The organism is Nocardioides sp. SYSU D00065 (assembly GCF_017916425.1).
GTDB lineage: Bacteria > Actinomycetota > Actinomycetes > Propionibacteriales > Nocardioidaceae > Nocardioides.
The window spans coordinates 1,023,061-1,038,309 of record NZ_JAFMSX010000002.1 but is presented as its reverse complement, the minus strand read 5'-3'; the positions used below and the strand labels follow the sequence as shown (position 1 = coordinate 1,038,309).

Here is a 15,249-nt window from a genome sequence, read left to right as displayed (position 1 = left end):
TGCGAGGGGCTCAGCCCTTGCGGGCCGTGACTTGCTCGGTGGCGGCCGGGAGCACCGTGTGGAGGTCGCCCACCACGCCGAAGTCGACGAGCTCGAAGATCGGGGCCTCGGGGTCCTTGTTGACCGCGACGATCGTCTTCGAGGTCTGCATGCCGGCGCGGTGCTGGATCGCCCCCGAGATGCCGGTGGCGACGTAGAGCTGCGGCGAGACGGTCTTGCCGGTCTGGCCCACCTGGAAGGCGTGCGGCATCCAGCCGGAGTCGACCGCGGCACGCGAGGCGCCCACGGCGGCACCGAGGCTGTCGGCGAAGCCCTCGACCGGCTCGAAGTTGCCGCCGGTGCCGCGACCGCCCGAGACCACGATCGCGGCCTCGGTCAGCTCGGGACGGCCGGTGGACTGGCGCGGCTGGGTGGCCACGACCTGGGCGGTCCGCGCCGCCTCGGACACCGTGGCGGTGAACGCCTCGACCGTGGCCGCACCCTCGGCCTGCTCGGGCGCGGCCGAGTTGGGCTTGACCGTGATGATCGGCGTGCCGTGGGTGACCTTGGCGCGGACGGTGTAGTTGCCGGCGAAGACCGACTGGGTGGTCACGCCGCCCTCCTGGACGTCGACGGCGTCGGTGATCAGCCCCGACTCGAGCTTGATCGCCAGGCGGGCGGCGACCTCCTTGTACTCGAACGTCGACGGCAGCAGGATCGCGGCCGGGCCGGCCTTCTGGGCCAGCTGCTGCAGCGCCTCGGCCTTCGGCGCGACGAGGAAGCCCTTGATCTGGGCGTCGTCGACGACGTAGACCTTCGCCGCGCCGTAGGCCTTGACCTTCTCGGCCACGGCGTCACCCTTGTCGGGCGAGCCGAAGAACACCGCCGCGGGCTCGCCGAGGCGGCGGGCGATGGTGAGCAGCTCGTAGGTGGGCTTCTTGACCTCGCCGTCGGCGTGGTCGATGACGACCAGGACTTCAGACATCGTCGCTCTCTTTCCCGGGTCTCAGATGAACTTCTTGGAGGCGAGGAACTCGACCAGCGCGCCCGCGCCCGAGCCGTCCTCGTCGGTGACGATCTCGCCGGCGGTGCGCGGCGGGCGGGCCGTGGTGTCCTCCACCTGCGTCCAGGCCACCGACAGGCCGACCTGGCTCGCGTCGACGCCGAGGTCGGCCAGCGAGTAGGTCTCCAGCGGCTTCTTCTTCGCGGCCATGATGCCCTTGAAGGAGGGGTAGCGGGCCTCGCCGGACTGGTCGGTCACGCTCAGCACGATCGGCAGTCGCGCGCCGATGACCTCGGTCGAGCCCTCGCTGTCGCGCTTGATGCGGACCTGGTCGCCCTGCGACTCCACCACCGACGCCAGCGTCACCTGCGGCAAGCCGAGGCGCTCGGCCAGCATCGCCGGCACCACGCTCCCCGCCGCGTCGGTCGACGCCATGCCGCACACGACGAGGTCCACCGAGCCGGCGGTCTCCCGGATCTTCTCGACCGCCTTCGCCAGCACCAGGGACGTGGCGACGTAGTCGGACCCCGCGATCGCGTCGTCGACCACGTGGACGCCGGAGTCGGCACCCATCTGCAGCGCCTTGCGCACCGCGTCGACGGCCTTCTCCGGACCGACCGTCAGCGCCGTGACGGTGATCTCCTCGCCCTCGCGCTTCTCACGGAACTGCAGGGCCTGCTCCACGGCGTACTCGTCGAGCTCGGACAGCAGACCGTCGACCCCGACGCGGTCGACGGTGTAGTCGTCCTCGAACTTGCGGTCGGCCGTCGCGTCCGGCACGTACTTCACACAGACAACAATGTTCATGGTGGTGTGGCCTCGCGGCCCCTCCTGTGCAGTGGGATGTGCTGCGAGGTTACAAGTCGCTCACCCCGGACCGGAACGGAGTGCCGGGTGGGTTCGCTCACAGTGACACTGTCACGGTCGTGCGCGGCCGCAGCGGCGCGCGCACACGTGACCGGGAGGCTCAGCGCTTGCGGACGACGAAGCGGGCGACCTGCCGCTCCGGCAGGTGCTGGGCGTCTCCGCCGTACGCCACCACGGCCCGGTAGCGGCCCTTCGGCAGCCTCCCGAACCGGGCGCGCAGCACCGCCGAGCGGTCCAGCTGGCCGACGATGCTGTCGCGAGCCCGCGACCCGGCTCGCTTGACGACCACCTCGACCGGGCCGGTCGGGCGGCTGCCGTACTCGCCGTCGGCCTTGACCTGCACCGAGGTCGGGATCCTCGCCCCCTTGCCGATCACCCGCACCTGCAGCCGGGTGCGGACCTGCGCCACCTGCCAGGTCAGCGGCGCGGAGGTGCTGCTCTGCTGGCTGGTCGGGTACTGCGGCACGAAGGTGGCGGTGACGGTGTGCTGACCCACCGTCGCGTCCGGCAGCACGACGCTCGCCGTGCCGCCACCACCGAGGTTGGCCTTGATCGCGAGCCCGTCGACCGAGAAGACGACGTCGCCCTCCGGCGGGCCCGGCACCGTGGTCACGGCCGCCGACGCGGTGACCGTCTGGCCGTAGGCCGACGCCGTGGTGCTCAGCGTCACCGTGGTGGTCGAGGGCGCAGCCGCCCGCGCTGCGGCGGGGGCGGCGGCCACTGGGCCGGCGCTGGTGAGAACCAGCAGCACGGCGCCAGCGGTCGTGAGGGATCGAGACGTTGCCGACATGCCCCGACCCTACGAGAAGTGCCGAGGAGTCCCGCGTCAGGGCTTGACGATGCGGTCCAGGACCCGGCCGACGACCAGCCACGCGACGGCGCCGATGCCCCAGTTGAACAGCGCGTTCTTGACGTCGGCTCCCTGCCCGCGGAACTGCTTGATGCCGTCCACGCGGGAGAACACCCCCAGGTCGGCCACGTCGGCGGCGTCGAGCACGAAGGCGACCAGGGCGTTGTCCCGGTTGGCGTCGAGGGCGATCAGCAGCGCGCCCACGGCCAGCAGCAGGGCTGCCAGGGCGCAGGCCAGCCACAGGAGGTGGGCCACCGTCGCCCGGATCTTCGATGCCACTCGTCGGTCTCCTTCAGGTGCGTGTGTCGGTGTGCGGTCAACGTCCCACGAACGTGGCCTTGCCCGGCCCGCTCTCAACGAACGAGGTCATGCCGCGGGTACGGTCCTCGGTCGCGAAGACCGCCGCGAACTGCTGGCGCTCGATCTCCAGGCCGGTGTCCAGGTCGACCTCGCTGCCGCGGTCGATGCACTCCTTGGCCGCCCGGATCGCCAGGGCGGCGGCGCCGCTGAACTGCGCGGCGTAGGCCACCGCCTCGTCCAGCACCTGATCGGCCGGGACGACGCGGTCGACCAGCCCGATGCGCAGCGCCTCGTCGGCCTTGACGAAGCGGCCGGTAAAGATCATGTCCTTCGCCCGGGCGGTGCCGACCAGCCGGGTGAGGCGCTGTGTCCCGCCCGCTCCGGGGATGATGCCCAGCAGCACCTCCGGCTGACCGAGCACGGCGTCCTCCGCGGCGAAGCGCAGGTCGGCTGCCAAGGCGAGCTCGCAGCCGCCGCCCAGGGCGTAGCCGTTGACCGCGGCGATGACCGGCTTGGGGATCCGCGCGATCGCCGTGGTCGCCGAGCTGGTCGAGGCGGCCACCTTCACCATCTCGGCGTAGGACAGCTCGGCCATCTCCTTGACGTCGTTGCCGGCCGCGAAGACCCGCTCGCCGCCCCACAGCACCACGGCGCGTACGTCGTCGCGCTCCCCGAGCTCGGCCGCGGCCTCGCGCAGGTCGGCCTGCACCTGGACGCTGATGGCGTTCATCTTGGGGCGGTCCAGCCGCAGGACGGCGACCCCGTCGGTGACGTCGATCGAGACGAACTCCATGTGTGTGCTCCTCGTCGTCGGTGCAGGCGCGCGCGGCCTGGCGGAACGGATGCCGCATTGTGCCGCGCATGGTGGTCTCCACCACAATGACCCGCGTGACACTGCTCCCAGATGCCAGCACGATCTGGAACCACGACGGCGAGACCAGGGACGTCTGGCCGGGTCGCCACTACCCGCTGGGCACGACCTGGTCGGAGGAGTCGACGAACTTCGCCGTCCACGCACCCGCCGCGGAGGCGGTGTGGGTCTGCCTGTTCGACGAGGCCGGGACCGAGCAGCGGCACCGGCTGAGCGAGCACACCCTGGGCGTGTGGCACGGCGCCATCCCCGGCGTGCAGCCCGGCGCCCGCTACGGCTACCGCGCCGAGGGGCCGTGGCAGCCGGACGCGGGCTTGCGGTTCAACGCGGCCAAGCTGCTGCTCGACCCCTACGCCAGGGCGGTCTCCGGTGACCTGGTGGTCCACGACGCGATCTACGGGCACGCGCCCGGCGACCCCGCGACGATCAGCGACCTCGACTCCGCGCCGTACGTCCCGCGCAGCGTCGTGGTGCACGACAGCTTCGACTGGGGCGACGACTCCTCCCCCGCCCACCGCTGGCGCGACACCGTCATCTATGAGATGCACGTCAAGGGCATGACCGCCCTGCACGACCGGGTGCCCGAAGAGCTGCGCGGCACCTACGCCGGGCTGGCCACACCCGCCGTCACCGACTACCTCCGAGACCTCGGCATCACGGCCGTCGAGCTGCTTCCGGTCCACCAGTTCTTCTCCGAGCCCGCGCTCGCCGAGCACGGCCTGGTCAACTACTGGGGCTACAACTCCCTCGGCTACTTCGCACCGCACAACGCCTACAGCTCCGCCGGCGACCGCGGAGAGCAGGTCGGCGAGTTCAAGCACATGGTGAAGGCGTTCCACGCCGCCGGCCTGGAGGTCATCCTCGACGTGGTCTACAACCACACCGCGGAGGCCGGCCCCCTCGGTCCGACGCTGAGCTTCCGCGGCCTCGACGACCTCGGCTACTACCAGCGCGCCGTGCCGCCCGAAACCCTCGGGGTCGCGGACAAGCCGACGCCCGACATCTACTGGGACGTGACCGGCTGCGGCAACACCGTCGACGCGAGCCACACCCCGAGCCTGCGGCTGATCCTCGACTCCCTGCGCTACTGGGTCACCGAGATGCACGTCGACGGCTTCCGCTTCGACCTGATGAGCGCGCTCACCCGCACCGACCAGGTCGTCGACATGGACAGCCACCTCCTCGCCGCCATCGGCCAGGACCCGGTGCTGCGTCACGTCAAGCTGATCGCGGAGCCGTGGGACGCCTCGATGGACGGCTACCGGGTCGGGCAGTTCCCGCCGCCGTGGACCGAGTGGAACGACCAGTACCGCGACACGATGCGCGACTTCTGGCGCGGCCGCTCCGGTGGCGTGCGGACCGTCGCGACGCGGCTGGCGGGCTCGAGCGACCTCTACGCCGACGACGGCCGATCGCCCTACGCCTCGATCAACTTCGTCACCGCCCACGACGGCTTCACGCTCCGGGACCTGGTCTCGTACAACGAGAAGCACAACGAGGCCAACGGCGAGGACAACCGCGACGGCACCGACAACAACCGCTCGTGGAACCACGGGGTCGAGGGCGAGACCGACGACCCCGGCATCCGCGCCGTACGACGCCGCCAGGCCGCCAACCTGATGGCGACCCTGTGCTTCTCCAGCGGCGTGCCCATGCTGACCGCCGGGGACGAGCGGGGGCGCACGCAGCGCGGCAACAACAACGCCTACGGCCAGGACAACGAGACCTCCTGGATCGACTGGCGCCCCGACGACGCCTGGCTCGACGTCTACGAGATCACCAAGACGGCGCTGCGGTTGCGGCGCGAGCACCCGGTGCTGCGCCAGCGGCACTGGTTCGAGGGTCGCCCGACGATCAAGGGCGGGATCAAGGACCTCATCTGGGTGCACCCCAGCGGCCGCGAGATGGCCGCGGAGGACTGGAACGACGACTCCTGCTGCACCTTCGGGATGTTCCTCAACGGCGCACCGCTGCGCTCACCCGGCCCGCGCGGTGAGCAGGTGCGCGACCGGTCGTTCCTGATCTGGCTGAACGCAGGTCCGCACGACGTGGACCTGACGCTGCCCGAGAGCCAGTGGGTGCACCGCGGCGAGGTGGTGCTGTCCACCAACGCCGACGTCGCGGTGGGCACTCCCGTCGTGGCGGGTGGCTCGCTGCAGCTGCAGGCGCACTCGGTGCTCGTCCTGCGCCAGACCTGATCGCCGCCGCCTGCGTGCGACCGGTGCGGACGAGCGTGGGACGGCGTGGGACGATGGGGGCATGCCCAGCAGCGTTCCGGCGCGACGCACGGAGAAGGGCCGAGGCCACCTCCTCGACCTCAACGCGCCGCGCCAGGTGATCCAGGACCCGGAGAAGGACGCGCGCGACCTCGCCCGCGTGCAGCGGTGGGTGATGTCGACGCTGGCCGTCACCACGGTCCTGCACCTCGTCGTCGGCCTCGTCGTCGCCGCGGTGACGCTCGACGGCGGCCGGGAGAGCTCCCAGGTCGGGCTCAACGTCATCGCCGGGATCTTCGGCGCGATCGCGGTCGCCATCGGGCGCGCGATCCACGGCCGGCGCATCCTCTCGCCGTGGCTGCTGCTCGGCGTCGTCCCGACCGCGATCGGGCTCTGGCTCACCTTCCGCTGAGCTGAGCCCGCCCGCCGTGACCGCGGCTCACCGGTCAGGCGGGCTCGGCCACCAGCCCCAGCTCGGCCACGGACGCCAGCGCCTCGTTGCGGGGCACGGCGCGCACGGTGTAGCCGAACGCACCGGACACCGCGAGCTGCACCGTCGCGTCGAACCGGTGGCGGTTGCCGTCGTAGGACTCCCCCACCACCATCGGCGTGACGGCGACCTCGGTGAGCTCGTCGTCGGCTCCGATCCGGCCGTGCACGACCTGCACCTCGACGTCGTCGGCCGTCAGCGAGCCGAGCGCCACCCAGGCGCGCACGGCCAGCGTCGCGCCGACCTCGGCCTGGTCGCCGACGCCCTCGGAGTCGACATGCTCGACCCGGACGCCCGGCCACGCGGCGCGGACGGCCTGCTTCCAGCCGGAGAGGTCGCGCGCGCCGGCGTAGTCGGAGTTGAGCGACCGCGCGGTGTGGGCCGCGGGCGCATAGAGCTCGCGGACGTAGTCGCGCACCTGGCGGGTGGCCAGCACCTTGGGGCCGAGCGACTTCAAGGTGTGACGCACCATCTCCAGCCAGCGCGGCGGCACGCCCTCGTCGTTGGTCTCGTAGAAGCGCGGCACGACCTCGCTCTCGATGAGGTCGTAGAGCGCCGCCGCCTCGAGGTCGTCGCGCCGGTCGGGATCGTCGATGCCGTCGGCGGACGGGATCGCCCAGCCGTTGTTGCCGTCGTACCACTCGTCCCACCAGCCGTCGAGGATCGAGAGGTTGAGGCCGCCGTTGAGGGCGGCCTTCATGCCCGACGTGCCGCACGCCTCGTAGGGGCGCAGCGGGTTGTTGAGCCACACGTCGCAGCCGGGGTAGAGCGGCTGCGCCATCGCGATGTCGTAGTTGGGCAGGAACGCGATGCGGTGCCGGATCTCCGGGTCGTCGGCGAAGCGCACCATCTCCTGGATCAGGCGCTTGCCCGTCTCGTCGGCCGGGTGCGCCTTGCCGGCGATGACCAGCTGGATCGGGCGCTCGGGGTCGAGCAGCAGCTTCTTGAGCCGAGCCGGGTCGCGCAGCATCAGGGTGAGCCGCTTGTACGTCGGCACGCGGCGCGCGAAGCCGATGGTGAGCACGTCGGGGTCGAGGGCGCTGTCGATCCACGTCGTCTCGGCGGGGGCGAAGCCGCGCTTGGCCGCCGAGCGCCGCATCCGGTCACGCGCGTCCTCGATGAACCGGGTCCGCAGCGTGCGCTTGAGGTCCCAGATCTCGCGGTCACCGACCTGGTCCACGAGCGGCCACAGGGCGTCGGTGTCGTCGCCGTCGATGTCCGCGCCGCGGTCGGCGGCGAGCTCCATGACCTCGCGCGCGATCCACGACGGGCCGTGCACGCCGTTGGTGATGGAGGTGATCGGCACCTCGGCCTCGTCGAAGGCCGGCCAGAGCCCGTTGAACATGCCGCGCGACACGTGGCCGTGCAGCTGGGAGACGCCGTTGGCGCGCTGGGCGAGGCGGAAGCCCATCACGGCCATGTTGAAGACGCCGGCGTCGCCGCCGTCGTAGTCCTCGGCGCCCAGGGCGAGCACGCGCTCGACGGGTACGCCGGGGGTCGGCGAGTTGCCGCCGAAGTACTGCTCGACCAGCTCACGCGGGAAGCGGTCGATGCCGGCCGGCACGGGCGTGTGGGTGGTGAAGACCGTGCCCGCGCGCGAGACCTCCAGCGCCGTGTCGAAGTCGAGGTGCGGACCGTCCTCGCCGACGGTGAGCTCGCGGATCCGCTCGATGCCGAGGAAGCCGGCGTGGCCCTCGTTGGTGTGGAACACCTCCGGCGCGGGCGCCCCGGTGATGCGCGACCAGACGCGCAGCGCCCGGACGCCACCCACGCCGAGCAGCAGCTCTTGGCGCAGCCGGTGCTCGGAGTTGCCGCCGTAGAGCCGGTCCGTGACGTCGCGGTAGTGGGCGCTGTTCTCCTCCACGTCGGTGTCGAGGAGCAGCAACGGCACGCGCCCGACCTGGGCGACGAAGATCCGAGCCACCAGGTCGGGGCCGTCTGGCAGCGCGAGCGAGACCGTCGCGCGGCTGCCGTCGGCCTCGCGGAGCAGGGTCAGCGGCAGCTCGTCGGGGTCGAGGACGGGGTAGCTCTCCTGCTGCCAGCCGTCGCGGTCGAGCGCCTGCTTGAAGTAGCCGTGCTTGTAGAGCAGGCCCACACCCGTCAGCGGGATGCCGAGGTCGGAGGACGCCTTGAGGTGGTCGCCGGCCAGGATGCCGAGGCCGCCGGAGTACTGCGGCAGCACCGAGGTGATGCCGTACTCCGGCGAGAAGTAGGCGATGGAGCGGGGGGCTTCCGCGCCGGCCTTCCGCGCGTACCAGCGGTCCTCGGACAGGTAGCGCTGGAGGTCGGCGTGCGCCGCGTCGAGCCGGGCGCGGAAGTCAGCGTCGTCGACGAGCTGGTCGAGCCGCTCGCGGCCGACGGCGCCGAGGAAGCGGACCGGGTCGCCGCCCACCTCACGCCACAGCCGGGCGTCGATGGCGGTGAACACGTCCTGCGTGGGCGGGTGCCAGGACCAGCGCAGGTTGCCGGCCAGGACGGACAGCGCCCCCAGCGGCTCGGGCAGGACGGGACGGACGGTGAATCTCCTGAACGCTCGCACGTTCCAGCACGCTAGGCCATTTCTTGGATCGATCCAAGAGACCACCCCAGACGTCCGGGTCACATTGATGCATAACCCCCGGGCACCCCACGCAGTTGTGGCGGCATGACACCCCCCCGCCAGCGCCTCGGCCGCACCTGCGCCGCGGCTGCCTCGCTCCTCGCGATCTCCGCCCTCGTCCTGACCACCGGCCCGGCCACCGCCGAGCCCGAGACGGTCGCCCCCGGGCCGCGGCCCGCCGACGTCCGCACTCTCGGCGATCCCGTTGCGGGGCCGGCCGACGTCGACGCGCGCGGCGAGACGACCCCGACCGCCCTGCAGCGGCGCGCCGCCGCCGCCCTCTCCGCCGCCGTGCCGCAGGGCGTCACCGTCCGCTGGAACACCCTCGGCACCCCGGCGTCCCTCCTGCCCGGAGGCGGCAGCCTCGGCGCCGCACCCGGGACGCCGGTCGAGGGAGCGCGCGCCTGGCTGCGCGAGCACGCCGACCTGTTCGGGACGAGCGCGGCCGACATGGCGGGCCTCCGGCTCGTGCGCTCGCAGGAGCTGGCTCGCTCCGAGGCCCGCGCGGTGCTGTTCCGCCAGGACTTCGACGGCATCGCCCCCGCGCTCGGCGGGCTGGTGACCGTGGGCGTGGCCGACGGCGAGGTCGCCTACGTCTCCTCCTCCCTCGCCCGCACGACCGGCACCCTGCCGGCGGCCACGCTGACGCCGCTGGAGGGCTGGCTCGCAGCTGCCGACGACCTCGCCGTCGGCGTGACCCCGGCGAGGGTCCCCGCGATCACCACGGTGGTCAGCGGCGGCTGGACCCGCCTCACCGTGCCCGGCTTCGCCCAGGAGCAGCAGGTGCGCCTGCGCGCGCTGCCGATGGCCGACGGCTCGGTCCGGCCGGTCCTCGAGGCCAACGTCGTCAACGTCCTGGGCGGCGCGTCGCTCGCCTTCACCTCGCTCGTCGACGGCATCACCGGTGACGTCCTCGCCCGCCACAACAAGGTCGAGAACTTCGCCTACAACAACGTCTTCAGCGGGTCCATCACCGCGACCGCGTGCGGCCCCAAGCACGTCTTCGAGCTGCAGGACGACCTGACGCGGTCCATCACCGCCGTCGCGACCGGCCTGCCGGTCGACGACTTCGTCGTCAAGATCTTCCGCGGCAACACCCTCCTCGTGGCCGGCGACCTCGCGACGAACCCCGAGGTCGCGACGTACTCGGCGGCCTCCATCCCCGCCGGCACCTACTCGGCACAGGTCTGCCCCTTCGACGAGGCCTCCGTCGTCGCCGGGCAGTACGCCCTGGCGGTCACCACCGGCGACACCGCGGCGCCGAGCACGGGCGACCTCTCCGCGAACCCGCGCTGGCGCTACTTCACCGCGAACCCGACGCTCGACTCGCCCGACGAGACGCCGACCAACTCGGTCGTCGGCTGCTGGCGCACCGGCGACCCGGAGTGCGCCGCCGGACCCACGCCGCTCGCGAACATCGCAGCGTTCGGGCCCTGGGACACGATCGGGCCGCTGCCGACCCTCACCACGGTGGGCAACAACGCCAACACCCACGAGGCGTGGCTCAGCCCGCTGACCCCCGGCGGCCTCGCCCAGGCGCCCGTCGCGCCGGACCGGCACTACACGCAGGAGTTCACCGACGCCTGGAACAACAGCCGGTGCGACACCCGCCAGCTGGTCCCCGGCGGCAACGACATCGACGCCTCGGTCGGCAACCTGTTCGTCGCCCACAACCGGATGCACGACTACTCCTACTACCTCGGCTTCACCGAGGAGAACTACAACCTCCAGCTCGACAACAGCAGCAGGGGCGGAGTCGGCGGCGACCAGGAGATCGGCAACGCGCAGGCCGGCGCCATCTCCGGCGGCAGCCCGAGCTTCCTCGGCCGCGACAACGCCAACCAGGTCACGCTGCAGGACGGCACGCCCGGCATCACCAACCAGTACCTCTTCGAGCCGATCGCCGGCTCCTTCTACGCACCCTGCACCGACGGCGGCCTGGACATGGGGATCGTCGGGCACGAGTACACCCACGCCATCAGCAACCGCATGGTCGCCGGGCCAGACGAGGGGCTGACCTCGGAGCAGGGCGGCGCGATGGGCGAGTCGTGGAGCGACCTCGTCGCCGGCGAGTACCAGTTCTCGCACGGCTACAGCAACGGCGGCAACGTGTGGGCCGTCGGCGCCTACGCCACCGGCAACACCGAGACCGCCATCCGCGACTACTCCATCGACCAGAACCCGCTGAACTACTCCGACTACGGCTTCGACACCACCGGACCGGAGGTCCACGCCGACGGCGAGATCTGGAACGGCACCATGTGGGAGGTCCGCCAGGCTCTGGTGGACAGGTACGACGCCCGGTTCCCCTACGCGAGGGCGGACCTGCAGCTGGCGTGCGCGCAGGCGACGCCGAACGGCTCCCCGCTCCCGGCGGAAGCGTGCCCGGGCAACCGTCGGTGGGTGCAGCTGATGTTCGACTCCTTCCTGCTCCAGCAGGGCGCCACCTCCATGCTGGACGCCCGTGACGCGATGCTCGCTGCCGACCGGATGCGTTTCGGTGGTGCGAACCAGGACGTGATGTGGGCGGCGTTCGCCCGTCGTGGGATGGGCGCCGCTGCCTCGGTGACCGACGCCGACGACCACGAGCCGATCCCCAGCTTCGCGACCCCGACCGGACCGAACTCGCAGGTCACGTTCGCCACGACCGGTGCCGCGCGGATCTACGTCGGGAACTACGAGGCGCGGGTCACGCCGGTCGCCGACACCGACCCGGCCACCGCCCTCGGCGCCACCGCCGCCTTCACCCCCGGCACCTACGAGATGCTGGCGGTGTCACCCGACCGGGGGTTCACCCGCTGGACCATGACGGTGCCCGGTGACGGCCGCGAACGCACCGAGACCCTCGGCGACGTGGTCAACCTGGCCAGTGCCGCGGCGGGCGCGTCCGTCCTGGCCGCGACGGAGGGCTCGCGCAACGCCGAGGCCCTCATCGACGGCACCGAGGCGACCAACTGGGGCGGCGTGACCGAGGCGCAGGTCGACGAGTCAAACCCGTCGGTCTCCGTCGACCTCGCCGGCGGCGTGAGCACCGTTGAGCGCGTCCAGGTCAGCGCGTACCTCACTCCGGCCCCGGCGTCCGGCACCGAGCTCCCCCTCGCGCAGGAGGACCCGGACTCGGGCTCCCGGTTCACCGCGCTGCGGCAGTTCGCGCTCGAGGCGTGCACCGCCGACTGCGCCTCCGACGACGCCACGTGGGAGCGGTTCTACACCTCCCCCGGCGACGCGTTCCCCAGCGGGCTGCCGCGCCCCACCGCACCGACGCTCACGATGCGCGAATTCGACGTCCCCGCCACGGACGCGGCCGCCGTACGCCTCGTGACGCTGGAGAACCAGTGCACCGGCCAGGAGCTGTACGCGGGTCAGCAGACGGCGAGCACCACCGTGCTGACGGACTGCAAGCAGGGCTCCGATCGCGGCACGATCGTCCACGCCGCCGAGCTGCAGGTCTTCGGCGACAGCCCCACCCTGCCCCAGCAGCCTTCAGTCCCCGGTACGGACGAGGGCGACGGCACCGACCCGGGCACCGACCCGGGCACCGACCCCGGGACGGACCCGGGGACCAACCCGGGGACGGACTCGAACGGCAACACCGGCAACACCGGCAACACCGGCAACGGCGGCACCACGTCGGCGGCCGCCACCCGGACCCGGATGATCGTCAAGCGAGCATTCCAGACCGCGCAGAAGCCGGCGCCGGTGCTGTTCCTCTCGGTGCGCAGCAGCCTCGACGCGGAGGCCGGCACCTTCGTGGTCCGGCTCAACGGCCGCACCTGGCGCAGCCTCGACACCACGACCGGTTCGACCCGGGTGAGGGTGCCGAAGGCGGCGCTGCGCGCCGGGCGCAACACGGTGCGCGTCCGGTTCGTGCCCGCCGACGCGTCGGCGCTGCAGCCGTCGCGGACGCGGCTGCGTGTGATCCGCATCTCACGGGGTCGCTGACCTCGCGCGCGTTGCCCGGCACGCGCTTCCTCCCAGTCGCGGCCGGGGTCGTCCCAAGGGGTGGCCTCGGCCGCGATCGGCTTGCGTGCGGGAGACGGGTTCGCAAGTGTGGGGCCATGGTTGGCCGCATACCCGTGATGGATGTTTCCCCCGTCGTCGACCTGGGTCGACAGTCGGCGAAGGCCACTGTCGGCGAGCCGATGCCCGTCCGGGCGACCGTGTTCCGAGAAGGCCACGACCAGCTCGGCGCCGAGGTCGTCGCGACCGACCCCGCCGGCACCCGCCGCCCCCCGGTGCGGATGGTGCCCTACGGCGAGGAGCCCAACCGCTACGTCGCCCACGTCACGCCCGACGTCGAGGGCGAGTGGACCTTCGAGATCCACTCCTGGTCCGACCCCGTCGCCACCTGGCAGCACGACGCCGGCATCAAGATCCCGGCCGGCGTCGACGTGGAGCTGATGTTCACCGAGGCCCGGCTCCTGCTCGAGCGGGTCGCCGCCGGCACGGGCGAGGCGAAGCTCGACAAGGCCGCCGCGGGGGTCGTCAGGAGCGCTCTCGCCGCCGCGAGCGACCAGGAGCGGCCGGTGGCCGCGCGACTGGCCGCGCTGCAGGACCCCGAGCTCGACGCCGTGCTGCTGGCCCACCCGCTGCGCGAGCTGACGTCGGTCACCGGTCCGTTCCGCTTCCGCGCCGACCGGGTGCGAGCGCTGTTCGGCAGCTGGTACGAGTTCTTCCCCCGCTCCGAGGGCGCCACCCGCGACGAGAAGACCGGGAAGGTCACAGGCGGCACCCTCCGCACGGCGGCCGAGCGGCTCGACCGCGTCGCCGAGATGGGCTTCGACGTGATCTACCTGCCGCCGATCCACCCGATCGGCGAGGTCAACCGCAAGGGGCCCAACAACACCCTGACGCCCGGTCCCGACGACCCCGGCTCGCCGTGGGCGATCGGCAGCAAGGACGGTGGCCACGACGCGATCCACCCCGACCTCGGCACCTTCGAGGACTTCGACGCCTTCGTCGCCCGCGCGACGGAGCTCGGCCTCGAGGTGGCGCTCGACCTCGCCCTCCAGGCCGCGCCCGACCACCCGTGGGTGACCACGCACCCGCAGTTCTTCACCACCCGCGCCGACGGCACGATCGCGTACGCGGAGAACCCGCCGAAGAAGTACCAGGACATCTACCCGATCAACTTCGACAACGACCCCACCGGCATCTGCCGCGAGGTGCTGCGCATCGTCAAGCTGTGGATGTCGCACGGCGTGCGGATCTTCCGCGTGGACAACCCGCACACCAAGCCGCTCGCGTTCTGGGAGTGGCTGCTGGCCGAGGTGCGGCGTACGGACCCCGACGTCATCTTCTTGTCCGAGGCGTTCACCAAGCCCGCGATGATGCACGGCCTGGGCGCAGTCGGCTACCACCAGAGCTACACGTACTTCACCTGGCGCACCGGCAAGCGCGAGATCGAGGACTACCTGGTCGAGGTGTCGTCCGAGTCCGACCACCTCATGCGGCCCAACTTCTTCGTCAACACCCCCGACATCTTGCACGCCTACCTGCAGTACGGCGGTCCGGCGGCGTTCAAGGTGCGCGCCGCGCTGGCTGCCACCGGGTCCCCGTCGTGGGGTGTGTACGCCGGCTACGAGCTGTTCGAGCACGTCGCGGTCAAGCCGGGCTCGGAGGAGTACCTGGACTCGGAGAAGTACCAGATCCGCATCCGGGACTGGGCCAAGCGCGACGCCGAGGGCACCACGCTGGCGCCGTACCTCACCCGGCTCAACGAGATCCGCCGCGCGCACCCGGCACTGCAGCTGCTGCGCAACGTCACCATCCACGAGAGCGAGGACGACAGCGTCCTGGTGTTCTCCAAGCGGCACACGCTGCCCGACGGCACCGACGACGTGGTCATCAGCGTCATCAACCTCGACCCGCACGGCACGCGCGAGACCATGCTGCACCTCGACATGCCGGCCCTGGGCCTGGGCTGGCACGACTCGTTCGTGGCTCACGACGAGATCACCGGTGCCGACTGGAGCTGGAGCCAGCACGACTACGTCCGGCTGGACCCGGGTCACGAGCCCGCCCACATCATCCACGTCAGGAGGACCCGTTGACCGACCACGCCACGTCAGCCC

At 71.8% G+C, this 15,249-nt stretch carries 10 protein-coding genes; 4 read left to right on the top strand and 6 right to left on the bottom strand.

Going from position 1 to position 15,249, the window contains the following annotated elements:
* Positions 1 to 10 precede the first annotated feature (10 nt).
* The 5 genes from J3P41_RS13020 to J3P41_RS13000 all read right to left on the bottom strand — a co-directional run bounded on the left by J3P41_RS13020 (position 11) and on the right by J3P41_RS13000 (position 3,792).
* Positions 11 to 964: an electron transfer flavoprotein subunit alpha/FixB family protein gene (locus J3P41_RS13020; protein WP_210650713.1), complete on the bottom strand. Its 954-nt coding sequence runs from the start codon at positions 962 to 964 to the stop codon at positions 11 to 13.
* 21 nt (positions 965 to 985) lie between these two features.
* Complete coding sequence (locus J3P41_RS13015; protein WP_210650712.1) at positions 986 to 1,789, bottom strand: electron transfer flavoprotein subunit beta/FixA family protein; 804 nt, start codon at positions 1,787 to 1,789, stop codon at positions 986 to 988.
* A gap of 160 nt (positions 1,790 to 1,949) precedes the next feature.
* Positions 1,950 to 2,639: an Ig-like domain-containing protein gene (locus J3P41_RS13010; RefSeq protein ID WP_210650711.1), complete on the bottom strand. Its 690-nt coding sequence runs from the start codon at positions 2,637 to 2,639 to the stop codon at positions 1,950 to 1,952.
* Positions 2,640 to 2,675: 36 nt separating this feature from the next.
* Positions 2,676 to 2,978 (bottom strand): hypothetical protein, encoded by a 303-nt coding sequence (locus J3P41_RS13005; protein ID WP_210650710.1) that lies wholly within the window; start codon positions 2,976 to 2,978, stop codon positions 2,676 to 2,678.
* Positions 2,979 to 3,015: 37 nt separating this feature from the next.
* Entirely contained in the window at positions 3,016 to 3,792 is a 777-nt protein-coding gene (locus J3P41_RS13000) for an enoyl-CoA hydratase/isomerase family protein (RefSeq protein WP_210650709.1), read from the bottom strand.
* Between the two features lie 95 nt (positions 3,793 to 3,887).
* Here J3P41_RS13000 and glgX point away from each other — a divergent pair, with 95 nt between their 5' ends.
* Both glgX and J3P41_RS12990 read left to right on the top strand, forming a co-directional pair.
* Positions 3,888 to 6,068 (top strand): glycogen debranching protein GlgX, encoded by a 2,181-nt coding sequence (gene glgX, locus J3P41_RS12995; RefSeq protein ID WP_307861977.1) that lies wholly within the window; start codon positions 3,888 to 3,890, stop codon positions 6,066 to 6,068.
* Positions 6,069 to 6,129: 61 nt separating this feature from the next.
* Positions 6,130 to 6,498 (top strand): hypothetical protein, encoded by a 369-nt coding sequence (locus tag J3P41_RS12990; RefSeq protein ID WP_210650707.1) that lies wholly within the window; start codon positions 6,130 to 6,132, stop codon positions 6,496 to 6,498.
* 34 nt (positions 6,499 to 6,532) lie between these two features.
* Here J3P41_RS12990 and glgP read toward each other — a convergent pair whose 3' ends face one another.
* Complete coding sequence (glgP, locus tag J3P41_RS12985; RefSeq protein WP_210650706.1) at positions 6,533 to 9,115, bottom strand: alpha-glucan family phosphorylase; 2,583 nt, start codon at positions 9,113 to 9,115, stop codon at positions 6,533 to 6,535.
* A 105-nt stretch (positions 9,116 to 9,220) separates the two neighbouring features.
* On the opposite strand from glgP, the gene J3P41_RS12980 reads away from it, so the two are divergent.
* Both J3P41_RS12980 and J3P41_RS12975 read left to right on the top strand, forming a co-directional pair.
* Positions 9,221 to 13,117 (top strand): M36 family metallopeptidase, encoded by a 3,897-nt coding sequence (locus J3P41_RS12980; protein ID WP_210650705.1) that lies wholly within the window; start codon positions 9,221 to 9,223, stop codon positions 13,115 to 13,117.
* 116 nt (positions 13,118 to 13,233) lie between these two features.
* Positions 13,234 to 15,228 (top strand): alpha-1,4-glucan--maltose-1-phosphate maltosyltransferase, encoded by a 1,995-nt coding sequence (locus J3P41_RS12975; protein WP_210650704.1) that lies wholly within the window; start codon positions 13,234 to 13,236, stop codon positions 15,226 to 15,228.
* Positions 15,229 to 15,249: the final 21 nt, after the last annotated feature.

Excerpts from the sequence above, each read along its gene's own strand:
- J3P41_RS13020 (WP_210650713.1), bottom strand. The coding sequence starts at position 964 with ATGTCTGAAGTCCTGGTCGTCATCGACCACGCCGACGGCGAGGTCAAG.
- J3P41_RS13000 (WP_210650709.1), bottom strand. The coding sequence starts at position 3,792 with ATGGAGTTCGTCTCGATCGACGTCACCGACGGGGTCGCCGTCCTGCGG.
- J3P41_RS12975 (WP_210650704.1), top strand. The coding sequence starts at position 13,234 with ATGGTTGGCCGCATACCCGTGATGGATGTTTCCCCCGTCGTCGACCTG.
- J3P41_RS13015 (WP_210650712.1), bottom strand. The coding sequence starts at position 1,789 with ATGAACATTGTTGTCTGTGTGAAGTACGTGCCGGACGCGACGGCCGAC.
- J3P41_RS13010 (WP_210650711.1), bottom strand. The coding sequence starts at position 2,639 with ATGTCGGCAACGTCTCGATCCCTCACGACCGCTGGCGCCGTGCTGCTG.
- J3P41_RS12980 (WP_210650705.1), top strand. The coding sequence starts at position 9,221 with ATGACACCCCCCCGCCAGCGCCTCGGCCGCACCTGCGCCGCGGCTGCC.
- J3P41_RS12990 (WP_210650707.1), top strand. The coding sequence starts at position 6,130 with ATGCCCAGCAGCGTTCCGGCGCGACGCACGGAGAAGGGCCGAGGCCAC.